This is a genomic window from Hylemonella sp. GW821-FHT10B10, from assembly GCF_059415585.1.
Map to the genome: position 1 here is coordinate 646,174 of NZ_JBWKNN010000001.1, position 23,756 is coordinate 669,929.

A 23,756-nucleotide genomic window follows, 5' to 3' on the forward strand; every position below is an offset into this window, starting at 1 on the left:
TCACTTCAAGACGAATTGTGCCACCGTGGCATACAAGGGGATGCCCAGCAGGATGTTGAGCGGAAAGGTGACTCCCAGCGACATGCCGAAGTACAGCGCGGGCTGGGCTTCGGGAATGGCGTGGCGCAGCACCGCGGGCACGGCAATGTAGGAGGCGCTGGCTGCCAGCACCATCAGCAGGATGGCATCGCCCAGGGGAACAGCCATGGCCCAGGCCAGGGCCAGCCCCAGCGTGGCGTGCGCCAGCGGGGCCAGCAGGGCGTAGCCGATGAGCCAGGGTGACTGGCGGCGCAGCGGGCCGAGGTTGCGCGCGGTGAGCAGGCCCATGTCGAGCAGGAAGAAGGCCAGCATGCCCTTGAACAGATCCCCCGAGAAAGGCTGCATGGCAGCCTTGCCGCTGTCGCCCGTGAGGAGGCCGATCAACATCGCGCCCAACAGCAGTAGCTGGGCACCGTCGGTGAAGGATTCGCGCAGGATGGGCCAGATGCCGGCGGATGGCGTGGCCGGCAGCGTGGCCACGCTCCCAGGAGATACGCTCAGACCGGCGCCGGCTTGGCGCCGCAGGGTGTTGGCCAGCACGACCGCCAGCACGATGGCCGGGGATTCCATCAGTGCCATGGCGGCGGCCATGTAGCCACCGTAGCCGATCTGCTGGTTGTCCAGGAACTGCGTGGCCGTGACAAAGGTGACCGCACTCACCGATCCGTAGGTGGCGGCCAGGGCGGCGGCGTCAAACGGCGTGACCAGGCGACGCAGCAGCTGGTAGCCCAGCAGGGGAACGAGGGCAGCCAGTGCCACGGCGCAGGCGAGGCTGGTAGCTACCTCGGTCGTGAGTCCCGAGTGCGAGAGCGCAAAACCGCCTTTGAGGCCCAGCGCCATCAGGAGGTAGAGCGAGAGGAAGCGCGTGATCGGCGCGGGGATTTCGAGGTTGGACTTTACCGTCCCGGCGAACATGCCGAAGACGAAAAAGAGGATGGCGGGGTCGAGCAGGTTATTCACGTTTTTCTCCAGTCCTGCGCATCCTAGGGTTCTACTTGTACAAAGTAAAATCGATATTCAAAGACTTATCCATAGATAAAAATCTATGAACGTGACCTTTCGACAACTCCGCCTGTTTCTTGCGCTGGCCGAGACCGGCAGCGTCAGCGGCGCGGCGCGCGCCATGCACGTGACACAACCCACGGCCTCGATGCAGCTGCGCGAAATCACCGAGGCGGTGGGTTTGCCCCTGTACGAGGTGGTGGCGCGCCGCGTGCATCTCACCCAAGCCGGTGTGGAGCTGGCGCGCACGGCCCGGCGCATGGCCACTGAGTGGGAGGCCTATGGCCAGATGGTCGACGGGCTCAAAGGCCTGACACGCGGCCAGCTCAAGGTCGCGGTGGTGAGCACGGCCAAGTACTTCATTCCGCGCCTGCTGGGTCATTTTTGCGCGCAGCACCCCGAGGTCGACATCTCGCTGGAGGTGCTCAACCGCGACGGTGTGGTCGGCCGGCTGCGCGAGAACCTCGATGACCTGTACATCATGTCCCGGCCGCCGGCCGAGATGGAGCTCGAAGACCACGTCTTCCTGCCCAACCCGCTGGTGCTGATCGGCTCGCTCACGCACCCGCTGGCCCGCCAGCGCGGCCTGCAGCTGCAGGCCCTGCGCGGTATGCGCTTCATCTTGCGTGAGCAGGGCTCCGGCACCCGCCTGGCGACCGACGCACATTTCCTCAAGCAGCGTTACACGCCTGATCTCCGGCTGGAGCTCGGCAGCAACGAGGCCGTGCGCGAGGCCGTGGCCGGTGGTCTGGGGCTGGCCGTGATTTCGGTGCATGCGTTGGCCGCGAAGCCCGCGACACAGGGCGTGGCCATTCTGGATGTGCAGGGCTTCCCCATCCAGTCGCAGTGGCACATCGTCTACCCCAAAGGCAAACGACTCTCGCCGATCGCGCAGGTCTTTCGTGAACAGCTGGTGGCGCAGGCCAGGCAGTTGACCCCGCAGGTGAAGACTGCGCGTTGAAGCGGAGCGGCAGTGCCGCTCACTTCGAATGACGGATGGCCGACTTGGGGCGGAAGGCCTTGCAGACTTCGTCGTTCGTTTCCATGTAAGGCCCGCCTATCAGGTCCACGCAGTAGGGCACGGCGGCGAAGATGCCGGCCACGATGGACTTGCCCTCGGCGTCCTTCAGGCCTTCCAGCGTCTCCTGGATGGACTTGGGCTGGCCCGGCAGGTTGATGATCAGGCTCTGATCACGGACCACGGCCACCTGGCGCGAGAGGATGGCCGTGGGCACGAACTTCAGGCTGATCTGGCGCATCTGTTCGCCAAAACCCGGCATCTCCTTGTGCGCCACGGCCAGCGTGGCCTCGGGCGTCACGTCGCGTAGCGCGGGGCCGGTGCCACCCGTCGTGAGCACCAGCGAGCAGCCGGCATCGACCAGCTCGATCAGCGTGGCGCTGATGCGTGCCTGCTCGTCGGGGATCAGGCGCGGCTCGAAGGTGACGGGGTTCTTGAGCGCGCGCGTGAGCCACTCTTGCAGGGCGGGCAGGCCCTTGTCTTCATAGACACCGGTCGAGGCGCGGTCGCTGATGGAGACGATGCCGATCTTGATGGGGTCGAAGTCACTCATCTTCTTCACCATCCGCTTCAACCGAGGCAAGCAGCTCACGCACCAGCTGGAAGACCTCGCGGTAGGCGCGACCCTGGCGCGGCGCCAGGCCCTGCGATACGGCGGCCTTGTCGGCAGGGAGGGCATCCTTGCGGGCCTGACGCACCAGGGCGCGCAGCTGCTGGGTGTCGGTCTGCGGGAAGTCCTTGATCCAGGCGGCCACCGCCTCGTCGTCGGCGATCAGACGGTCGCGCCACTGTTCGGCCGTGTGCAGCAGGGCGGTTTCGCGGGCCGAGGGCATGTGCTGTTCGACCAGGGCGGCGCGGGCGGTGTCCAGTACGGCGGGGTCGAGCTGGCGCATGAGCTTGCCCACGAACTGCATCTGGCGGCGCTTGCCTTCGAAGTTGGTGATGCGCTTGGCTTCGGCCATGGCCTCCAGCAGCTTGTCCGGCAGTTCCAGCTTGGTCAGCAGGTCGGCGCGCAGGTTCAGCAGGGCCTCTCCCAGCTTTTGCAGCTCGGTGCTTTCGCGCTTGAGGTCGGTGCGGCTGACGTCGGTGTCGCCCCGCAGCTCTCGTTTGAGCTCCAGGTCGAGTTCGCTGCCTTCGGCGACGAACTGGCCTTTGACGTAATAGCCTTTTTTCGGTTTGCGGGACATGTGTGGGGTGAATTCGTTATGCCGCAATGCCTGCGTACACGGGCAAGTATCATAGCCTTGCCATGAACAAACCCGATCCCCGTGCCGAAAGCGGCTTCAGCTACAGCCGTGCCTACTTCGAAGAACTCGTGGATGCCGCGCTGGCCCACGCCAAACAACTGGGCGCCACCGACGCCGGGGCCGAGGCCTCCGAGGGCTGCGGTCTGAGCGTCTCGGTGCGCAAGGGCGAACTGGAAAACGTGGAGCGCAACCGCGACAAGTCCCTGGGCGTCACGGTCTACCTGGGCCAGCGCCGTGGCAACGCCAGCACCTCCGATTTTTCGCGCCCCGCCATCGAACAGACCGTGCAGGCGGCCTATGACATCGCGCGTTTCACGGCCGAAGACCCGGTGGCCGGTCTGCCCGATGCCGGGGACATCGCCACGCATGCCGATACGCAGCGCGAGCTGGACCTGTTCCATCCCTGGGCCATCGACAGCGCGCAGGCCGCCGAGCTGGCGCGCCAGACCGAGGACGCCGCCTTCGCCACCGACAAGCGCATCACCAACAGCGAAGGCGCCGCGGTATCGGCGCAGCAGTCGCATTTCTTCAGCGCCCACACCCGTGGTTTCCGCGGCGGTTACGCCAGCTCGCGCCATTCTGTCTCGGTCTCGCCCATCGCCGGCAAGGGCGCAGGCATGCAGCGCGACTACTGGTACAGCTCGCACCGCCACCCCGAGGATCTGGCCCTGCCCGAGGCCATCGGCCGTTACGCGGCCGAGCGGGCGCTGAGCCGCCTGAAGGCGCGCAAGATCGCCACCACCGAGGTGCCGGTGTTGTTCGAGTCTCCCCTGGCCGCCGGCCTGCTGGGCGCGCTGGTGCAGGCCCTGAGTGGCGGGGCGCTCTACCGCAAGAGCTCTTTCCTGCTGGACTCGCTGGGCAAGGCCGTGCTGCCCGGCCACATCGACATCCTGGAAGACCCCTTCCTGCTGCGCGGCAAGGGCAGTTCCCCCTTCGACGAGGAGGGTGTTAAGGTCCAGGCGCGCTCGGTCATCGAGGCCGGCCGGGTGCAGGGTTATTTCCTGAGCAGTTATTCGGCGCGCAAACTGGGCATGAAAACCACGGGCAATGCCGGCGGCTCGCACAACCTGATCCTGAGCTCGCGCCTGACGAAACCGGGCGACGACCTGGACGCCATGCTGCAAAAGCTGGGTACCGGCCTCTTCGTCACCGAACTGATGGGACAAGGCGTGAACTACGTGACCGGCGACTACTCGCGCGGGGCCAGCGGCTTCTGGGTGGACAAGGGCCGCATCGCCTACCCGGTGGAGGAAATCACCATCGCGGGGAACATGAAGGACATGCTCCTGGGCATCACGGCCGTGGGCGCCGATGCCTACAACTACGGAGCCAAGACCGTGGGCTCCATCCTGGTCAACCGCATGAAGGTGGCGGGCAGCTGATCCCGCTGTGATACGCCGGCGTCATGCCGGTCCCGCTTCCAGTCGGATGCCGTGTACTGAAGCCGCTCCTGAGGCGCGGGTTGCTTCGTCCCCGCTTGCCAAAGTCGGGGGGAATCCCCAGAATGAAGACGCCTGCTGACATGAAGAGGGGCGGCCGGCGGCTGCTCTTGCATGTCGTATACGCGGGTGACCGTGCCGCCTGCGCGGTTCCGGTGATCTAAAAACACATTCAGGGGGTGATCATGAATTTTCTGAATCGTTGGAGCATCAAGGCCAGGCTGGCCCTCGGGTACGCACTGCTGACCGTGGCCGTGCTTCTTGTTTCCATCGTCGCGATCCGGGCGCTCTCGCGGTCCTACGACAGCTTTGAGAATCAGGTCAAGGTTCTGGGCCGTGTCCAGGAGCTGGGCAACAACGTGGTGGATGCCGCCAATGCGCGCGCCGTGGCGGCCCGCAATCTGGTGATTTCCGCGACGCCGGCCGATGTGGAACTGGAGAAGGGCAAGATCGCCAAGTCCCATGCCAGCATGGGTGAGCGCTTGCTGGAGCTCAAGGAAGCGCTGGCGTCTGTGCCTGGAGACACGCAGGCCCTGCGCCGTGCCTACGATGAGGTCGTCAGGGTCGAGGCGGCGTATGGACCGGTGGCGCTGGAAATCACGCGCCTGGGAGTCAACGGCGAGCGCGAAAAAGCGATTGCCAAGATCAACGTCGAATGCCGTCCTCTGCTGGCGCAACTGCTCCAGAGCCTGAATGGTTTTCTGGCCGAGAGCAAGCGCATGAGCGAAGCCAATGTCCAGGTCTCGGACCAGGACTTCCGCGCCTTGCGCGCGCAACTGGTCGGGGTGGGCGTGCTGGCCACGGCGGCCGCCATTGTCCTGGGGGTCCTGACAACCCGCTCGATCACCCGCCCGCTGGCACAGGCGAGCGAGGCTACCTCCGAATTTGCACAGGGCAACCTGACCCGTGTGCTGGATACGCAGGGACACGATGAGCTGGCGCGGGTGTTGCTGTCGCTCGAATCGATGCGACAGAACCTCGCGCGCCTGGTCTCGTCGGTGCGGCATGGCAGTGAGTCCGTGTCTACGGCCAGTTCCGAGATCGCCCAGGGCAATCAGGATCTCAGCTCGCGTACCGAAAGCCAGGCCAGCGCCTTGCAGCAGACGGCGGCTTCGATGGAGCAGCTGGGATCGACGGTCCGGCAGAACGCCGACAATGCGCGCCAGGCCAACCAGCTTGCGCAAAGCGCCAGCACGGTGGCTACCAAGGGTGGTGAAGTCGTGGCCCAGGTGGTGGACACCATGAAGGGTATCAATGATTCCAGCAAGAAGATCGCCGACATCATCAGCGTGATCGACGGCATCGCCTTCCAGACCAATATCCTGGCCCTGAACGCCGCGGTGGAAGCGGCCCGGGCCGGCGAGCAGGGCCGGGGTTTTGCCGTGGTGGCCAGCGAAGTGCGCAGTCTGGCCGGGCGCAGCGCCGATGCCGCCAAGGAGATCAAGACCCTGATCAACGACAGTGTTGAGCGGGTCGGACAGGGCACGGCCCTGGTGGATCAGGCCGGTGCCACCATGAACGAGGTGGTGGCTGCGATCCGCCGCGTGACTGACATCATGGGCGAGATCAGTGCCGCGAGTTCGGAGCAAAGCACAGGTGTTTCCCAGGTGGGCGAGGCCGTGACCAATATGGACCAGGCCACGCAGCAGAACGCGGCGCTCGTGGAGGAAATGGCAGCTGCGGCTTCGAGCCTCAAGAACCAGGCCCAGGATCTGGTCCAGTCGGTGGCGGTGTTCAGGCTGGGGCAGGGGGAAACAGCGGCCGAAATGGGGGGTATGCGCTACCTGCCGGCCTGAGCGGAGGCCGGGGCGGCCCGGCCGTTGTAAGGGCGCTGCGTTTCAGGGCGTCAGCCGGTGACAGCGGGGATGACGCAGGCTAATATGCTGCGCACCACCGAAAAGGGAGCTCATGAACTCAGGTCCATCCGGGGAATTCCCTGTCTGGCGCGCGCCTGTCGAGGAATACCCGGAGTTATTCCTGGGCCGCGCGTCGCGGTTGGGGGCTGGCTTGCGGCCCCTGCGCCTGCTGTTGCTGGGGGGCTGGCTGTGCATCACCCTGTACGCCTACACCGGGGCTGGCCTGCAGGCCCCCAGTCTCGCGGCCTATCCTGTTCTGCTGGTCTTTGCCGCCTGGCTGCTGGGCGCGGGCTACTGCGTCACCCTGTTTGTGCTGAGCTGCCTCTCGGTCTTGCTGCTGGCGGTCGGGCAGGCCACTGGCCGGATCGGCAACGCGGGATCGGTCCTGGTGACCAACGAAGCCGTGACCCTGCTGCTTGCGATGTCGCTGGCCGTGATGATGTCGCTTCGCATGGTGCGTGCCTTTCTCGGGCGGTATGCCGAATTGCGCCAGGCCCAGGGCCAGAACCAGTTGGACCTGCAGGCTGCCCGGGCCCGCGAGACCGACCTGCGCTTGCTGACGGATCACCTGCCCGGCCTGATCTTCGAGTGCGATACGCAGGGCCGCTGCGTTTTCGTCAATCACCGCCTGGCCTTGTTTTTCGGCAAACCCGCCCAGGCCCTGCTGGGCACGCCCATGGTCGAGTTGCTGGGTGGGGGCGCAGTGCGCGACTTCACGACCTACCAGTCTGCCGTGCTGCGCGGTGATGTGGTCGAGTTCAGCATGCGCAGGCTGGCGCCGGACGGCGTCTGGTGCACGGTGGAAGTCACGCTGGTGCCCCGTCAGGCGGCCGACACGGCCCGAGTCGTGGGCTGGTACGGCATGATCTACGACGTGACTCGCCGCGAGAACGTGACCCTGGAGCTGCGCGACAAGGCCACCCACGACGCGCTGACCGGCCTGCCCAACCGCCTGCTCGTGCACGAGCGCCTGGACCACGCGATCCACCATGCGGTACGGCGCAAGAAGTCGGTAGCGGTGATGTTCATCGACCTCGACAACTTCAAGCGCATCAACGACGTGATGGGGCACGCCGCGGGCGACCTGTTCCTGCGCGAGGTGGCGCGCCGGATCACGGGCGCCATACGCGGCATCGACACGGTGGGGCGGTTGGGGGGGGACGAGTTTGTCGTGCTGGCCGAAGAGGTCGATACAGCTGAAACGGCCGCCCTCATCGCCGACAAGGTGCTGGAAGCCCTGATGCAGCCGGTGACCATAGGCCAGGAGACGGTGTCTGCCGGGGGCAGCATAGGCATCGCCATGGGTCCAAAGGATGGCGACAGCAGCGATGCCCTGCTGCAGGCCGCGGATGCGGCGCTGTACGAGGCCAAAGCGGCTGGCCGCAAGTGCTACCGGCTCTTCAACGGCAGCCTGGCCGTGGCCCCGGAAACCAGCGGTTTCAGCCGGCCTGCGGCGCTCTGACCAGGCCGCCCGATCGCGGGGGCGATCTCACTCCAGCTGGATCTTGGCCTCGTTGACGACGGTCTGCCAGCGGGCGCGTTCCTGGTTGAAGAACTTGTCCTGCTCATCGGGGCTCATGGTCACGACTTCCGCGCCCTGGGCGGTCAGACGGCTGCGCACTTCGGGGCTGCGGATGACCTGGATCAGGGCGGCGTTGAGTCTGTCCACCACCGCCTTGGGTGTGCCGGTGGGTACCAGCACCCCTTGCCAGGTGCCCGATTCAAAGCCCTTCAGACCTTGTTCGGCCAGCGTGGGGATGTTGGCCACCAGGGGCATGCGTGTGGCCTTGGAGATGCCCAGCACCTTGAGCTTGCCGCTCTGCACATGGGGCAGGGTGGCCAGCATGCCGTTCATGGTGACCTGGGTCTGGCCGGCGATGGTGTCGGTCACGGCCTGCACGCCGCCCTTGTAGGGGATGAAAGCCCACTCGGCGCCGCTGGCGCGCTGCACGGACACGCCAGCGAGGTGCGGTGCGCTGCCCGTGGCTGTGACGGCGAAATTGAGTTGCGACTTCTTGGACAGGGCCACCAGCTCCTGCAGATTGTTGGCCTGCACCGAGGGATGAACCACCAGCATGTGCGGGGAATAGGCCAGCATGGTCACGCCACGCAGATCCTTGGACGGGTCGAAGGCCAGCTTGGTGTAGATCGAGGGGCTGATGGCCAGGGCGCCGGTGTCGCACAGCAGCAGGGTCAGGCCGTCGGGTTTGGATTTGGCCACCACATCAGCGCCCAGGTTGCCATTGGCACCGGCACGGTTTTCCACGATCACGGTCTGCTTGAGCAGTTCCGACAGGGGCTGGCTGATCGAGCGCGCGATGATGTCCGAGGAGCCACCAGGCGGGTAGGGCACGACGATCTTGATGGTGCCACTCTGGGCGGAGGCGCCCAGGCTCAGGGCCGCGAACAGCGCGCCGAGCCAGGTTTTGTGGAATATGGACAGCATGTGTAGCTCCTTGCTAGTTTTTCGAGAATCGGGTGCCTGGCGTCTGGCTCAGGTCACAGGGGCGGGGTTGAACAAGACGAGTGCGTTGTGCAGCTTCCATTGCTCGGCCCAGGTCTTCTTTTTGCCGCTCGCGACATCGAGCAACAGCTGGAAGAGCTCCCAGCCGGCTTGCTCGATATTGATCTCGCCGTCGGCCACACGGCCGGCATTCACGTCCATGAGGTCGTGCCAGCGGCGGGCCAGTTCGGTGCGCGTGGCCACCTTGATCACCGGGCATTCGGCCAGGCCGTAGGGCGTGCCGCGGCCGGTGGTGAAGACGTGCAGGTTCATGCCCGCGGCCAGCTGCAACGTGCCGCAGATGAAGTCGCTCGCGGGCGTGGCGGCGTAGACCAGGCCGCGTTGTTCACGCGCCAGCTTGTTGCCGGGCGAGAGCACGTGGGCGATGGGCGCGGTGCCGCTCTTGATGATGGAGCCCATGGCTTTCTCGACGATGTTCGAGAGGCCGCCGGCCTTGTTGCCCGGCGTGGTGTTGGCGGCGCGGTCCACACGGCCGCGTTCCAGGTACTGGTCGTACCAGCCCAGTTCGCGCACGATGGCCTCGGCGATCTCGGGCGTGGCGGCGCGGCTGGTGAGCTGCTCCACGGCGTCGCGCACCTCGGTGTTCTCGCTGAACATGATGGTGGCGCCGGCACGTACCAGCAGATCGGCCATGTAACCCACAGCCGGGTTGGCGGTGACGCCGCTGAAAGCGTCGCTGCCGCCGCACTGCACGCCCACCACCAGCTCGCTGGCGGGCACGGTCTCGCGGCGGCGCCGGTTGAGACGTTCCAGGTGCACCTTGGCGGTGGCGAGGATCGAGTCGATCATGCTCATGAAACCCACGTGCGCGCTGTCCTGCAGGCAGACCACGTCGAGCGCGGTTTCCTTGGCGTTGCCGCTGATCGGGATGCTGCCCGGGGGCAGCAGGCGCTCGGGCTGCAGCTTCTCGCAGCCCAGGCTGACCACCATGACCTCGCCACCGAAATTGGGGTTGAGGCTGATGTTGCGCAGCGTGCGGATCGGGATCGGTGCCTCGGGTGCATCGATGGCCACGCCGCAGCCATAGGTGTGTTCCAGGCCCACGACGCCGTCCACGTTGGGGTACAGCGGCAACAGCTCCTTGCGGATGCGTTCGACGGCCACGTCCACCACCCCGGCCACGCACTGCACCGTGGTGGTGATGGCCAGCAGATTGCGTGTGCCCACCGAGCCGTCGGCGTTGCGGTAACCCTCGAAGGTGTAGCCCTCCAGCGGCGCCAGCGGGGCCGGCTTGACCGTGGCCATGGGCAGACCCTGCAACTCGCGCGCGGCGGGCATGTCCAGCAGGCGTTCATGCACCCAGCTGCCCGCGGCAATGCCGGTTTTGGCGTAGCCGATGGGTACACCGTAGCGCAGCACGGGCGCGCCGGTCGCGATGTCGACCAGCGCGACCTTGTGCGCCTGCGGCACCTTGTCGCGCAGGGTGATGCCCTCGCCGGGCAGGGCGGTGCCGGCCGGCAGCCCGCCCTCGTTGGCGACGATGGCCACGTTGTCCGTGGCGTGCATGCGGATGATGATGGGCTGTGCGTTCATTCAGTCAAAGGGTCAGGGACGATCGACGATTTCGATCCAGTTCGGGTTCTTGCCAACGGGGAGGCGTTGGGTGGGGGTCAGGCGACCGCTGTCGCCATCGATGCGGTACAGCGTGACGGAATGCGAGACCTGACCGGCGGCGATCAGCCACTGGCCCGAGGCGTCGATCTGGAAGCCGCGGGGCTGCTGTTCGGTGGGCTGATGGCCCACCAGACTCAGCATACCGCTGCCGGCGTCGACGCGCCAGATCGCCAGTGTGTTGGAGTTGCGTTCGCTGGTGTAGAGGAAACGGCCGTCCGGTGTCAGGTGCAGGTCGGCGCCCCAGGCCTTGCCCGTGAAGCCGGCAGGCAGGGTGGACCAGTGCTGCTTGCGGCTCAGCAAGCCCTTGGTGGCGTCGACCTCGAGCAGCTCCACCGTGGCGTCGAGTTCGCCCAGCAGGTAGGCGTGGCGGCCGTTCGGGTGGAACACCAGGTGGCGCGGGCCGCTGCCCGGGCGCGCCGCCATGGCTGGCGGATCATTGGGTGTGAGCTGTCCGCTGGCGGCGTCGAAGCGCCACTGGAAGACCTGGTCGGTGCCCAGGCTGGTGATGTAGACATTGCGGTTGGCCGCATCGGGTACGGCCGCATGGGCGTTTTTGCCGTTGGCCACGATCTGCACTGCGGCGGCGGGCTTGCCGTCGACACCGATGGGCGACACGCTGGCGCGGTGGCCGCCGTAGGAGGCGGCGAACAACCAGCGCCCACTGCGGTCGGTGGCGATGTTGGCCATGCTGTCCGGCAGGGCCGCGTTCGCCAGGGGGCTCAGCTGACCCGTGGTGCCGTCGATGGTGAAAGCCGCGGCCGTGAAGGGCTCGGAGCGCAGGGCCACGTAGAGCTTTTTCTGGTCCGGGCTCAGCGCCATGGGCATGGCGACACCGCTGACCGGCACGGTCTGGATGGAACGCAGGGTGCCCGCGCGCTTGTCCAGTTCCAGCACGCTGATCTCGCGGCTGTCGGCGTTGGTCACATAGGCCGTGGCGGTGGTGGAGGTGGCGCAGCCTTGCAGCATCAGGCACGCCGCCGCAGCGGCCCCCCAGAGGAGTTGGCGGATGGACATGGAACAGGTCTCCTTGTGGTCATCGTTATCGTCGTTTCAGAAAATTCGGCAAACTTGGCTGGCGGTTCTTGAAGGGGCTTGACGCCTGGATGTCAGCGTCGGTCAGTCGGCAGTGATGCCTGCTGCCTTGATCACCTTGGCCCACTTGGCGACTTCCGCCTTCTGGTAGTCGCCGAGCTCGGCGGGCGTCATGCTGGAGGGCACCATGCCGAAGGACTTGAGGCGCGCCTGGACGTCGGGTGTGGCGACGATCTTCATGATCTCCGTGTGCAGGCGGTCCACGACGGGCTTGGGCGTGCCTGCCGGCGCGAACACGGCCTGCCAGGAACCCATGTCGAAGCCCTTCTGGCCGGCTTCGGCGATGGTGGGCACGTCGGGCAGCGACTCCAGGCGCTTGGAACTGCTCACGGCGATGGGGCGCAGCTTGCCGGACTGGATGTGAGGGCCGACGATCAGCACGGTGTCAAACATCATGTCCACCTGGCCGCCGATCACGTCCTGCACCGCCGGGCCGCTGCCCTTGTAGGGTACGTGCGTGAATTTCACGCCGGATTGGTAGGCCAGCAACTCCAGTGCCATGTGCGGCGAGGTGCCGGTGCCCGGCGAGGCCGAGGACAGGCCACCTGTCTTGGCCTTGCTGGCGGCCAGCACGTCGTTCAGTGTCTTGTAGGGACTGGAGGCGGGGACCACCAGGACCAGCGGGCCGGAGCCCAGCATGGCCACGGGCGTGAAGGATTTGACGGGGTCGTAGTCGATCTTGGCGTACAGGCTCACATTGATGGAGTGGGAGCTGATGGTGCCGCCCAGGATGGTGTAGCCGTCGGCGGGCGCGCGCGCGGCGATGGCCGAGCCCACGCTGCCACCAGCGCCGCCCTTGTTGTCGATGACCACCGGTGTGCCCAGCGCCGCACCCAGGGGCTGGGCGATCAGGCGGGCCAGGGTGTCGGTGTTGCCGCCGGGCGCAAAGGGCACCACATAGGTGATGGCCTTGCCCGTGGGCCAGCTGCCTTGCGCCATGGCGGGCAGGGAGGTGAGCAGAGCGCCACCCAGCAGCAGTGCACTGGCAGCGAAAGAGTGACGGATCAGCGTACGGCGTTGCATGGAAGTCTCCTGGGTTGACACGGATGGTTCAGAAGCGGGGCTGGATGCCTGAGAAGCCGGGGTCGTATTTCTGCATCTGCGCCAGGTCGTTGCGGTTGCGGATGCCGCAGCGCAGGTAGTTGTCGTGCAGGCGGGCCAGGGCCTCGCGGTCCAGCGTCACGCCCAGGCCGGGGCCGGTGGGCACGCGCAGGCTGCCGTTCTCGAACTTCAGGCGCCCGCCGGTGACGATTTCCTCGTCTTGCCAGGGGTAGTGCGTGTCGCAGGCATAGGTCAGCAGCGGTACGCTGGCGCAGAGGTGGGTCATGGCGACCAGGCTGATGCCCAGATGCGAGTTGCTGTGCATGGACAGACCAAGGTCGAAGGTGCGGCAGAGCATGGAGAGCTGCTGCGTGGCGCGCAGGCCACCCCAGTAGTGGTGGTCACTGAGGACGATCTTGACGGGGCAGCCCATCTCGACGTTGCGACGGAATTCGGCGAAGTCGGTCACGACCATGTTGGTGGCCAGGGGCACTTCGCATGCACGCGCGACGGCCGCCATGCCGTCCAGGCCCGGGGCCGGGTCTTCGTAATACTCGAGCACGCCGCGCAGCTGTTGCACGATCTTGAGGCTGGTCGCCACGGTCCAGTTGCCATTGGGGTCGATGCGCAGCGGCGTGCCGGGAAAGGCTTTGGCCAGCGCGAGGACACCTGCGGCCTCCTGTTCGGGCGGCAGTGTGCCGGCCTTGAGCTTGATGCTCTGGAAACCGTATTGGTCGATCATGCGACGCGCCTGCGCGACGAGCTGTTCCGGTGTGAGTGCTTCGCCCCAAGGATCCGGGGGGTAGGGCTTTTCGATGTGCCCGGCGTACTTGTAGAACAGATAGGCCGAGTAGGGCACGCGGTCACGCGCCGCGCCACCCAGCAGATCAACCACGGGTGCGTTGCTCAGCTGGCCCTGCAGATCCATCATCGCCACTTCAAAGGCGCTGATGACCTTGGCCACGGTCTTGGAGACGTGTGTGCCCGGTGCCAGCGAAACCTGCTGGCCCAGGAACTCCGACTTGGTCAATGCGGGCGGCGTGACCAGCGCGCGCACGCGGCTTTCCATCTCGTTGAGCGCCCAGGGCGACAGGCCCTGCAGCGCCTGGGTCGCCGTGGCCAGCGACTCCAGCATGGGCAGGTCGCCGTAGCTTTCGTTGATGCCGACCAAGCCCGAGGCCGTCTCGATCTCGATGATGGAGCGCAGCGCCCAGGGCTCGTGAATGCCCGCCGCGTTGAGCAGCGGCGGGTCGCGGAAGGCGATGGGCGTGATGCGGACGTGCCGGATGGCGTGCGAGGTGGTCATGACGCGTGTGGAGCCTGGAGGGCGTGGATCACTTCGCCAGCATGCCCGGCAGCCAGAGAGAGAACGCCGGCACATAGGTGACCAGCAGCAGGCACACACCCAGGGCACCGTAGAACGGCGCGATGGAGCGCATGACCTGCCCGACCGATATCTCTCCGATCGCGCAGCCCACGAACTGGACGGAGCCGACCGGTGGCGTGTTCAGGCCCAGTGCGCAGTTGATCAGCATCACGATGCCGAACTGCAGCGGATCCATGCCGAACTGCATGGCAATGGGCATGAAGATGGGCGTGCAGATCAGGATGGTGGCCGCCATGTCCAGGAAGGTGCCGAGCAGGAAAAGCAGCACGTTGATCATCAGGAAGATGACCCAGGGATCGCTGCTCACGCTCTTCATCAGGTCGCCGGTCTTCTGCGGCACTTCGTACAGCGCCATGAAATAACCGAAGGCGGCCGAGATGCCGATCAGCAGCAATACCACGCCCGTGGTCTTGCAGGCTTTGGCGCAGGCCTTCAGGAAGTTCTTCCAGCTCAGCGAGCGGTAGACCAGGGTGGTGATCAGCAGGGCCCAGGCCACGGCGATCGAGGCCGACTCGGTCGCGGTGAAAACCCCTGAGAGGATGCCCCCCAGGATGATGACCACCACCAGCAGGCCCGGCATCGCCGCGGCGAAGGCCAACCCCACCTCACGCCAGCCTGGGAAAGCGCCGTGCGTGGGGTAGCCGCGCCGCACGGCCACCCAGTAGGCGGCGGCCAGGTTGCACAGCGTCAAAAGGATGGCCGGAATCAGGCCGGCCAGGATGAGCCCGACCACGCTGATCGAGGCGATGCCCGAGGTGGCCAGCGTGAAGATGATCAGGTTGTGCGAGGTCGGCATGATGGCGCCGACCAGGGCTGCGTGGGTGGTGACATTGACCGCATAGTCGGCGTCATACCCTTCCTTTTTCATCAGCGGAATCATCACCGAGCCCATGGCCGAGACGTCGGCCAGGGGCGAACCGGCGACGCCGCCGAACAGCGTGCAACCGACCACATTGCTCATGCCCAGGCCGCCGCGCACATGGCCCACCAGGCTGTTGGCGAAACGCACGATGCGTTCGGCGATACCGCCGTAGAGCATGAGCTCGCCGGCAAAGACGAAGAAGGGGATGGCCAGGAAGCTGAAGACCTGCATGCCGCCGACCATCTTCTGGAAGACGACGGCCACGGGCAGGCCGGCCGCGATGATGGTGGCGACGGAGGACAGGCCGATGGCAAAGGCCACAGGAACGCCCAGCAGCAGCAGGACGGTGAAACTCAGGGCGAGAACGGTCAGTTCCATGCGGGCACCACTTCCTTGCCTTGCAGCAACGCTACGATGTGTTCAATTGAAAACAGGACGATCAGGGCGCCGGCGATGACCAGCGGCACGTAGTCGATCCCGTCGGGTACAGGGAGCATGGGTTTCTTCTCGGTCCACTTGGCGGAGGCCCACAGCCAGCCGCCCTTCACCATGAGAGCGCCGAACAGGCCCACCAGGGCGTGGATCAGCAACTCGATGCCGTGCTGCCACTTCGGTGGCAGCAGCTGCACCATCGATTCCAGGCCGATGTGGCCGGCATCGCGCACGCCGACCGCCAGGCCGAAGGCCGTGACAAAGAGAACGAGCAACATGGCCAGGGCCTCGGCCCAGGTCGGTGTGTCATTGAAAACATAACGGCCGATCACCTGCCATTGCACGCACAGGATCACAGCGAGCAGGCCGATGACGGCCAGGCCCAGGCTCAGGCGCGAGAGCCAGACGCAAAGACGCGTATACATAATTTGAACTGGAGAGGGGGTTTTCGAGGGCCGCCGCGGATCCGGCTTTGCCGGTCCTCCGCTGGCGGCGCCCCCTTGAGGGGGAGGCGCCGCAGACGCTTCAGGGGTGTGCTTACTTCGTGTCCTGCACGGCCTTGACCAGACGCTTCATCTCGGGCGTGGTCATGAACTTGTCGTACACCGGGCCCATCACGGCCTGGAAGGACGCCTTGTCGACTTCGATGATCTGCGCGCCCTGGGCCTTCACGTTGGCCAGAGACTTGGTCTCCTGCTCGTCCCACTTCTGACGCTGCACGGCCACCGATTCCTTGGCGGCAGAGCGGATCATGTCCTGGTCGGCCTTGGACAGCTTGTCCCAGACCAGCTTGGACATCAGCAGCATTTCAGGGGCCATCGAGTGCTCGGTCTTGGAATAGATCTTGACGGCCTCGGCGTGCTTGGCGGTGTCGAAGGACGGGATGTTGTTTTCCGCGGCATCGATCAGGCCGGTCTTCAGGCCGGTGTAGACCTCACCGTAGGGCATGGGCGTGGCGTTGGCACCCATGGCGCCGACCAGGGCGACCCACAGGTCGGACTGCTGCACGCGGATCTTCAGGCCCTTGGCGTCGGCCACGGTCTTGATCGGCTTCTTGGCGTAGATCGAACGGGCGCCGCTGTCATAGAAGGCCAAGCCGATGAAACCGGCCGATTCGCAGTTCTTGAGGATTTCCTCGCCGACCGGGCCGTCCAGCGACTTGCGCATATGGTCCACCGAGCGGAACAGGAAGGGCATGGTGGGGACCTGCGTCAGCGGGCAGATGCCGTTCATGGGGCTGATGTTCACGCGGGTCATTTCCAGCGCGCCGATCTTGACCTGGTCGATGGTTTCCTTCTCGGTGCCCAGGGCGCCCTTGTTGAAGACCTTGATCTTGTACTTGCCGCCGCTCTTCTTCTCGAGCACATCGCTCATGTACTTGACGGCCACCACGGTGGGGTAGTCGTCGGCGTTGTGGATGTCGGCAGAGCGGAACTCCACGGCCTGGGCGGCGCTGGCCAGGCCGAGCGCGGCCAGCAGGGTGATGAGGGTACGGGGATAGGCTTTCACGGATGTCTCCTTGTGGTTAGGGTAGGTTGGCTTCGGGAAAAGGTTGAGGTTCAGCTTTCGAATGGGCCCTGTTTGACGAAACCGCCGCCCTGGTAGACGACTGCCGGGTCCTTGCGGTCCAGCGCCGGCTGGCGGGCTTCGACTTCGGCGCGGAAGCGATCGGAGCTGTCCTGCGGGCGGTAGCCGATGTGGCGTGCCTGGGTGTTGTCATACCAGGCGGTGGCGTTGTCGCTGATGCCGTAGATGACGCTGTGGCCGACCACGGGGGCGGTCAGCGCGGACATGACCAGGCGCTCCAGGTCGTCGTAGCTCATCCAGCTGGCGAGCATGCGGCGGTCCCGGGGAGCAGGGAAGGAGGACCCGATGCGCAGCGAGACGGTTTCGATGCCGTAACGGTCCCAGTAGAACTGGGCCAGGTTCTCGCCGAAGGCCTTGGACAGGCCGTAATAACCGTCGGGACGCATGCGCACATCGGTGCCGATCACCTCGTCCTGGCGGTAGAAGCCCGTCACGTGGTTGGAACTGGCGAAGATGATGCGCTTGGCGCCATGCCGACGCGCGCCTTCGTAGATGTGGTAGGTGCCGAGGATGTTGGCCGGCAGGATGTCTTCAAACGAATGCTCGGTCGAGACGCCGCCCAGGTGCACCACCGCATCGACGCCCTTGAGCAGGGCGTCCACGGCGGCCTTGTCCTCCAGGGCTGCGGGCATGACTTCCTCGCCAGGGGCAGCCTGGCCCAGGTCGGCGATGTCCGACAGGCGCAGCACATCGCAGTAGGCCTTGAGGCGGGTGCGCAGTTCCTTGCCCAGGCCGCCGGCAGCGCCGGTCAGCAGGAGTCGGGCAAAACGTAGGGGGGTGGCGTGAGCGGTCGGCATGAAAATGTGGGTCAGGTGCTGAAGTGGATCGGCTAAAGTGTTGTTATATGACTTGCTTTTTGTCATCAGTTGTCATACAACTATCTTCCTGATGCCAGCCAGTCTTGTCAATCTCAAAATTACTGGGGTAAACCCTGATGAGCTCTAGTCTCCCGCCCGTCCAGCGCCGCCGGCCCCGCACCCTTGCGCTGGAACTCGTCGACTCCCTGGGGGACCGCATTCGCGACGGCCGTATCGTCCCTGGCAACAAGCTGCCGACCGAGGCCGAGATCATGGAGGAGTTCGGCGTCAGCCGCACTGTCGTGCGCGAGGCGATCTCCAAGCTCCAGGCCTCGGGGCTGGTGGAGACGCGACACGGTATCGGCACCTTTGTCGTGGGCCTGGGGGACGGTGCGGCCTTCCGCATCGCGCCCGAGCAGATTGCCACCCTGCACGACGTGATCGCCGTGCTGGAGCTGCGCATCGGTCTGGAGACCGAGGCAGCGGCTCTGGCGGCGGCGCGGCGCACGGCGCGCAATCTCTCGGAGATGCGCACGGCGCTCGATGGTTTCGCCGCGGCCCTGGCCGAGGGGCGCGATGCCGTGGGCCCCGATTTCCAGTTCCACCAGGAGATTGCGCGCGCCACGCAGAACCCGCATTTCGCCGAGCTGATGAGCACGCTGGGTTCCATGATCATCCCGCGCGCGCGCCTGACCGCTTCCGGGGCCGCCAACGAGGCCCAGCGCAGCTATCTGCTGCGGGCCAACGCCGAGCACGAGAACATCTACGACGCCATTGCCAACCAGGACCCGGACGCAGCCCGCGCGGCCATGCGCACGCACCTGGCCAACAGCCGCGAGCGTCGCCGCCGTGCCGCCGTCCTGTCGACGGACCTGACCGACAACAAATAGCTTTTGCCGGGCTGGAGCGGATCTCCGGCGGGTCTGGAAGTGGCGTGGAGAGGGGTTTGACAATCCCGGTCTATGTTGTATGATGACTGACAACAAAAGATCTGACTTGTCTTTTTGGCCCTGAATTTTTCGGAGACACATCCATGCAACCCCAAGAACTCAAATCCATCATGTCCAGCGGTCTGCTGTCGTTCCCGCTGACCGACTTTGATGCGCAGGAAAACTTCAACCCCAAGGGCTACGCAGCCCGCCTGGAATGGCTGGCCCCCTATGGCGCCAGTGCCCTGTTCGCCGCCGGCGGCACGGGGGAGTTCTTCTCGCTGACGGGTGACGAATACACCCGCATCATCAAGACCGCCGTGGACACCTGTCGCGGCAAGGTGCCGATCATCGCTGGCGCAGGCGGCCCCACGCGTTTTGCCATCCAGTGCGCCCAGGAAGCCGAGCGCGCCGGCGCCCACGGCATCCTGCTGCTGCCGCACTACCTGACCGAAGCCGGCCAGGAAGGCCTGATTGCCCATGTGGAGCAGGTCTGCAAGAGCGTGAAGTTCGGTGTCATCGTCTACAACCGCAACGTCTGCCGCCTCACCCCCGACTCCCTGGCCATCCTGGCCGAGCGCTGCCCCAACCTGATCGGCTTCAAGGACGGCATCGGCGACATCGAGCTCATGTCCTCCGTCTACATGAAGATGGGCGACCGCTTTGCCTATCTGGGCGGCCTGCCCACGGCCGAGGTCTACGCCGCGGCCTACAAGGCCCTGGGCACGCCCGTGTACTCCTCGGCGGTGTTCAACTTCATCCCCAAGACCGCGATGGATTTCTACCACGCGGTGGCCAAGGACGACATGGCCACGCAGCACCGCCTGCTGCGCGATTTCTTCATGCCCTACCTGCAGATCCGCAACAAGGGTCATGGGTATGCTGTGAGCATCGTGAAGGCCGGCGCCAAGATCGTCGGCCACGATGCCGGCCCTGTGCGCGCGCCGCTGACCGACCTCAAGCCCGCCGAGATGGAAGAGCTGGCCGCCTTGATCAAGAAGCTGGGCCCGCAGTAAGCTGCCACTGCTCCGCAGAGAGCAGCCCTTGCCTATCACCACGAAGGAGACAACCATGAAGAAATTTCTGACGTCGCTGACCCTCGCGGCCGCGGCCTGCAGCGCCTGGGCCTGGCCCGACAAGCCCGTGACCCTGCTCGTGCCCTTCCCGCCGGGCGGCTCCACCGACCTCATCGCCCGCGTGCTGGCGCCCAAGCTGCAGGAAAAGCTTGGTGGCACCTTTGTGGTGGACAACAAGGCCGGCGCCACCGGCTCCATCGGTGCCGGCCAGGTGGCCCGCTCCGCGCCGGACGGCCACACCCTGCTGGTGGCCTCGCTCGGTCCCTATGTGATCACGCCGCACCTGATCAAGGTGCCCTATGACGCGCTCAAGGACTTCGACTACATCACGGTCGCCGTGCAGGCACCCAATGTGCTCGTGGTGCCGGCGGCTTCGGCGCACAACAGCCTGGCCGACGTGCTGACCTGGCTGCGCGGCAACCCGGACAAGATGACCTTTGCCTCCTCGGGCAATGGCAGCAGCGATCACCTCACGGCCGAACTCTTCTGGCAGCAGACCAAGACGACCGGCATCCACGTGCCCTACAAGGGCGGCGGCCCGGTGATGAACGACCTGCTGGGCAACCAGGTGGATGCTTCCTTCATGAACATCAACACCGCCATGCCGCAAATCAAGGCCGGCAAGCTCAAGGCCCTGGCCATCACCAGCGCCCAGCGCTCGCCCCTGCTGCCCAGCGTGCCCACGCTGGAAGAGTCGGGCATCAAGGACGCCAACGTCTACTCCTGGCAGGCCATCGCCGCGCCCAGGGGGCTGCCGGCCGACATCAGGGCCAAGTTGCATGCCGCCATCGTGGCCGGCCTGAACGACCCGGCCGTCAAGCCCAAGCTGCTGGACCTGGGCTTCGAGATCGTGGCGAACACGCCGGCGCAGTTCACGGCCTACCAGGCTGCGGAGTTCTCGCGCTGGAAGAAGCTGATCGAGAGCCGCAAGATCTCGGCCGACTGATCCCGGCCTGGCGCCTGCCCCGAAACCAGACTTTCAGGGCGGGTTTCTTCTCTCCGCTTTCTTTTCCTTCACATGCCCAACGCTTCGACTCCCCTGGTCACCGAGCTGCGCGTCATTCCCGTCGCCGGCCGTGACGGCATGCTGCTCAACCTCAGCGGCGCCCACGCGCCTTTTTTCACGCGCAACCTGCTGATCCTGAAGGACAGCGCTGGCCGCACCGGTGTGGGTGAGGTGCCGGGCGGCGAGAAGATTCGCCAGACCCTCGAAGACGCGCGTGCGCTCGTCGTGGGCCAGCCCATCGGCGCGCACCAGCGTGTGCTGCAGCAGGTGCAGAAGCAGTTCGCCGACCGCGATGTCGGTGGCCGCGGCCTGCAGACCTTCGATCTGCGCACCACCATCCACGCCGTGACGGCCGTCGAATCGGCCCTGCTGGACCTGCTGGGCCAGCACCTGGACGTGCCCGTGGCGGCCCTGCTCGGCGAAGGTCAGCAGCGTGACGCGGTGGAGATGCTCGGTTACCTTTTCTTCGTCGGTGACCGCAAGAAGACCGATCTGCCCTATGCCAGCGAACCTGGCGCCGACAACGCCTGGTTCCGTCTGCGCCACGAAGAGGCCATGACACCACAGGCCGTGGTGCGCCTGGCCGAGGCGGCCCGCGAAAAGTACGGCTTCAATGACTTCAAGCTCAAGGGCGGTGTGATGCGCGGCGACGAAGAGGTCGACGCCGTGATTGCGCTGCACGAGCGCTTCCCGCAGGCGCGCGTGACGCTGGACCCCAACGGCGGCTGGCTGCTCAAGGACGCGATCCGCCTGGGCCAGCGCATGCGCGGTGTGGTGGCCTACGCGGAAGACCCCTGCGGCGCCGAAGACGGCTTTTCAGGTCGTGAGGTCATGGCCGAATTCCGCCGAGCCACCGGCCTGCCCACCGCGACCAATATGGTGGCCACCGACTGGCGTCAGCTCAGCCATGCCCTGTCTTTGCAAAGCGTGGACATCCCGCTGGCCGACCCGCACTTCTGGACCATGGCCGGTTCGGTCCGTGTGGCGCAGACTTGCCGCGACTGGGGCCTGACCTGGGGCTCGCACTCCAACAACCACTTCGACGTCTCGCTGGCCATGTTCACCCACGTGGGCGCGGCCGCGCCCGGCAAGGTCACGGCCATCGACACGCACTGGATCTGGCAGGACGGCCAGCGCCTCACCAAAGAGCCGCTGCAGATCGTGGGCGGCCACGTGCAGGTGCCCAAAAAACCGGGCCTGGGCGTGGAGCTCGACATGGTCGAGGTCGAGAAAGCGCATCAACTCTATATGCAGCATGGCCTGGGCGCGCGCGACGACGCCACCGCCATGCAGTACCTGATCCCCGGCTGGAAATTCGACAACAAACGGCCCTGCATGGTCCGCTGAAAGAGAGTAATCATGTTCAAGAATCTGATCAATGGCGAATGGGTCGAAGGCGCCCGCGTCTCGAAAAACATCAACCCCTCCGACACGCGTGACGTGGTCGGTGAGTACGCCCAGGCCGACGCAGCCCAGGCGCGCGATGCCGTCGGTGCGGCCCGCGCTGCCTTTGGCGGCTGGTCGCTGAGTACACCCCAGCAGCGCTTCGACATCCTCGACGCTGCCGGCACCGAGATCCTGGCGCGTCGCAACGAGCTGGGCGACCTGCTCGCGCGCGAAGAAGGCAAGACCCTGCCCGAAGCCATCGGTGAAGTGGCCCGTGCCGGCAACATCTTCAAATTCTTCGCAGGCGAAGCCCTACGCGTTGGCGGTGAGGTGGTGCCCTCGGTGCGCCCGGGCGTGGGCGTGGAAGTCACGCGCGAAGCCCTGGGTGTGGTGGGCCTGATCACCCCCTGGAATTTCCCCATCGCCATTCCCGCCTGGAAGCTAGCGCCGGCCCTGGCTTTCGGCAACACCGTGGTCATGAAACCGGCCGAGCTGGTACCCGGCTCGGCCTGGGCCCTGGCCGACATCCTGCAGCGCGCCGGCCTGCCCAAGGGCGTGTTCAACCTGGTCATGGGCCGAGGCTCCGAAGTGGGCGCCGTGTTCCTGGAAGACAAGCGCGTGGACGCCATCAGCTTCACGGGTTCGGTGGGTACCGGCCAGAAGGTGGCCGCGGCCTGCGTGGCCCGCATGGCCAAGTTCCAGCTCGAGATGGGGGGCAAGAACCCCTTCGTCGTGCTCGACGACGCGGATCTGGACGTGGCCGTGAACTGCGCTGTGCAGAGCGGCTTCTACTCCACCGGCCAGCGCTGCACGGCGTCCTCGCGTGTGATCGTGACCGAGGGTATCCACGACCGTTTCGTGGCGGCCGTGGCCGAAAAGATGAAAGCCATCAAGGTGGACGACGCGCGCAAGAAGGGCACCGACATCGGCCCCGTGGTCGACCAGTCGCAGCTGGCCCAGGACCTGGAGTACATCGCCATCGGCAAGGCCGAAGGCGCCAAGCTCGCAGCGGGTGGCCAGGTGATGGAACACAACGCCGACGGCGCGCCCGGTTTCTACCTGCAGCCCGCGCTGTTCACCGAGACCAGCGCCTCCATGCGCATCAACCGCGAAGAGATCTTCGGCCCCGTGATCAGCGTGATCCGCGCCAAGAACTACGACGAGGCCCTGGCCCTGGCCAACGACACGCCTTTCGGCCTGTCCAGCGGCATCGCCACCACCAGCCTCAAGCACGCCACGCATTTCAAGCGTCACGCCCAGGCCGGCATGGTCATGGTCAACGTGCCCACGGCGGGGGTGGACTACCACGTGCCCTTCGGCGGTCGCAAGGGCAGCAGTTACGGCCCGCGCGAACAGGGCCGTTACGCGGCCGAGTTCTACACCACGGTGAAGACGGCGTACACGCAAGCCTGAGTGCCACCC

General features: G+C 65.9%; 21 protein-coding genes. 9 read left to right on the top strand and 12 right to left on the bottom strand.

Annotated elements, in window-relative coordinates:
• Positions 1–999 carry a sodium-dependent bicarbonate transport family permease gene (locus AC07NT_RS03180; RefSeq protein WP_498597877.1) on the bottom strand — a complete coding sequence of 333 codons (999 nt, stop codon included), beginning with the start codon at positions 997–999 and terminating at the stop codon, positions 1–3.
• 85 nt (positions 1,000–1,084) lie between these two features.
• Between AC07NT_RS03180 and AC07NT_RS03185 the strand changes: the two genes are divergently transcribed.
• Positions 1,085–2,002, top strand: coding sequence for a LysR family transcriptional regulator (locus tag AC07NT_RS03185; protein ID WP_498597876.1), 918 nt, complete (start codon positions 1,085–1,087; stop codon positions 2,000–2,002).
• Positions 2,003–2,021: 19 nt separating this feature from the next.
• On the opposite strand, the gene mog is transcribed toward AC07NT_RS03185, so the two are convergent.
• Both mog and yjgA read right to left on the bottom strand, forming a co-directional pair.
• Positions 2,022–2,612, bottom strand: coding sequence for a molybdopterin adenylyltransferase (gene mog, locus AC07NT_RS03190; RefSeq protein ID WP_498597875.1), 591 nt, complete (start codon positions 2,610–2,612; stop codon positions 2,022–2,024).
• Positions 2,605–3,246 (bottom strand): ribosome biogenesis factor YjgA, encoded by a 642-nt coding sequence (yjgA, locus tag AC07NT_RS03195; RefSeq protein WP_498597874.1) that lies wholly within the window; start codon positions 3,244–3,246, stop codon positions 2,605–2,607. The genes mog and yjgA overlap by 8 nt, the downstream gene beginning before the upstream one ends.
• Positions 3,247–3,308: 62 nt before the next feature.
• On the opposite strand from yjgA, the gene pmbA reads away from it, so the two are divergent.
• From pmbA to AC07NT_RS03210, 3 genes are all read left to right on the top strand, one after another.
• On the top strand, positions 3,309–4,688 hold the full coding sequence (gene pmbA, locus AC07NT_RS03200; protein WP_498597873.1) for a metalloprotease PmbA: 1,380 nt from the start codon (positions 3,309–3,311) through the stop codon (positions 4,686–4,688).
• A gap of 242 nt (positions 4,689–4,930) precedes the next feature.
• Positions 4,931–6,541, top strand: coding sequence for a methyl-accepting chemotaxis protein (locus tag AC07NT_RS03205; protein ID WP_498597872.1), 1,611 nt, complete (start codon positions 4,931–4,933; stop codon positions 6,539–6,541).
• Between the two features lie 112 nt (positions 6,542–6,653).
• Positions 6,654–8,063, top strand: a complete 1,410-nt coding sequence (locus AC07NT_RS03210) for a diguanylate cyclase domain-containing protein (RefSeq protein ID WP_498597871.1) — start codon at positions 6,654–6,656, stop codon at positions 8,061–8,063.
• A 27-nt stretch (positions 8,064–8,090) separates the two neighbouring features.
• Here the strand turns inward: AC07NT_RS03210 and AC07NT_RS03215 are convergent, their stop codons facing one another.
• From AC07NT_RS03215 to AC07NT_RS03255, 9 genes are all read right to left on the bottom strand, one after another.
• Positions 8,091–9,047 carry a Bug family tripartite tricarboxylate transporter substrate binding protein gene (locus AC07NT_RS03215; RefSeq protein ID WP_498597870.1) on the bottom strand — a complete coding sequence of 319 codons (957 nt, stop codon included), beginning with the start codon at positions 9,045–9,047 and terminating at the stop codon, positions 8,091–8,093.
• A 48-nt stretch (positions 9,048–9,095) separates the two neighbouring features.
• Positions 9,096–10,658, bottom strand: a complete 1,563-nt coding sequence (gene garD / locus AC07NT_RS03220) for a galactarate dehydratase (protein WP_498597869.1) — start codon at positions 10,656–10,658, stop codon at positions 9,096–9,098.
• A 12-nt stretch (positions 10,659–10,670) separates the two neighbouring features.
• On the bottom strand, positions 10,671–11,753 hold the full coding sequence (locus AC07NT_RS03225) for a lactonase family protein (protein ID WP_498597868.1): 1,083 nt from the start codon (positions 11,751–11,753) through the stop codon (positions 10,671–10,673).
• A gap of 102 nt (positions 11,754–11,855) precedes the next feature.
• Positions 11,856–12,854 carry a Bug family tripartite tricarboxylate transporter substrate binding protein gene (locus AC07NT_RS03230; protein ID WP_498597867.1) on the bottom strand — a complete coding sequence of 333 codons (999 nt, stop codon included), beginning with the start codon at positions 12,852–12,854 and terminating at the stop codon, positions 11,856–11,858.
• 28 nt (positions 12,855–12,882) lie between these two features.
• Positions 12,883–14,178, bottom strand: coding sequence for a glucarate dehydratase family protein (locus tag AC07NT_RS03235; protein WP_498597866.1), 1,296 nt, complete (start codon positions 14,176–14,178; stop codon positions 12,883–12,885).
• A gap of 28 nt (positions 14,179–14,206) precedes the next feature.
• On the bottom strand, positions 14,207–15,499 hold the full coding sequence (locus tag AC07NT_RS03240) for a TRAP transporter large permease (protein WP_498597865.1): 1,293 nt from the start codon (positions 15,497–15,499) through the stop codon (positions 14,207–14,209).
• A complete protein-coding gene (locus AC07NT_RS03245) occupies positions 15,490–15,978 on the bottom strand; it encodes a TRAP transporter small permease (RefSeq protein ID WP_498597864.1) in 489 nt (162 codons plus the stop codon). The genes AC07NT_RS03240 and AC07NT_RS03245 overlap by 10 nt, the downstream gene beginning before the upstream one ends.
• Before the next feature lie 112 nt (positions 15,979–16,090).
• Positions 16,091–17,062 carry a TRAP transporter substrate-binding protein gene (locus tag AC07NT_RS03250; protein WP_498597863.1) on the bottom strand — a complete coding sequence of 324 codons (972 nt, stop codon included), beginning with the start codon at positions 17,060–17,062 and terminating at the stop codon, positions 16,091–16,093.
• A 50-nt stretch (positions 17,063–17,112) separates the two neighbouring features.
• Positions 17,113–17,937, bottom strand: coding sequence for an NAD-dependent epimerase/dehydratase family protein (locus AC07NT_RS03255; protein ID WP_498597862.1), 825 nt, complete (start codon positions 17,935–17,937; stop codon positions 17,113–17,115).
• 137 nt (positions 17,938–18,074) lie between these two features.
• Between AC07NT_RS03255 and AC07NT_RS03260 the strand changes: the two genes are divergently transcribed.
• From AC07NT_RS03260 to AC07NT_RS03280, 5 genes are all read left to right on the top strand, one after another.
• On the top strand, positions 18,075–18,827 hold the full coding sequence (locus AC07NT_RS03260; protein WP_498597861.1) for a FadR/GntR family transcriptional regulator: 753 nt from the start codon (positions 18,075–18,077) through the stop codon (positions 18,825–18,827).
• 143 nt (positions 18,828–18,970) lie between these two features.
• Complete coding sequence (gene kdgD, locus AC07NT_RS03265) at positions 18,971–19,882, top strand: 5-dehydro-4-deoxyglucarate dehydratase (RefSeq protein WP_498597860.1); 912 nt, start codon at positions 18,971–18,973, stop codon at positions 19,880–19,882.
• Positions 19,883–19,937: 55 nt separating this feature from the next.
• Positions 19,938–20,888, top strand: a complete 951-nt coding sequence (locus AC07NT_RS03270; RefSeq protein WP_498597859.1) for a Bug family tripartite tricarboxylate transporter substrate binding protein — start codon at positions 19,938–19,940, stop codon at positions 20,886–20,888.
• Between the two features lie 72 nt (positions 20,889–20,960).
• Positions 20,961–22,295 carry a glucarate dehydratase gene (gene gudD, locus AC07NT_RS03275; RefSeq protein WP_498597858.1) on the top strand — a complete coding sequence of 445 codons (1,335 nt, stop codon included), beginning with the start codon at positions 20,961–20,963 and terminating at the stop codon, positions 22,293–22,295.
• Positions 22,296–22,307: 12 nt separating this feature from the next.
• The gene (locus tag AC07NT_RS03280) at positions 22,308–23,747 is read left to right on the top strand and encodes an aldehyde dehydrogenase family protein (RefSeq protein ID WP_498597857.1); all 1,440 of its coding nucleotides are present in this window, start codon (positions 22,308–22,310) and stop codon (positions 23,745–23,747) included.
• Positions 23,748–23,756 lie beyond the last annotated feature (9 nt).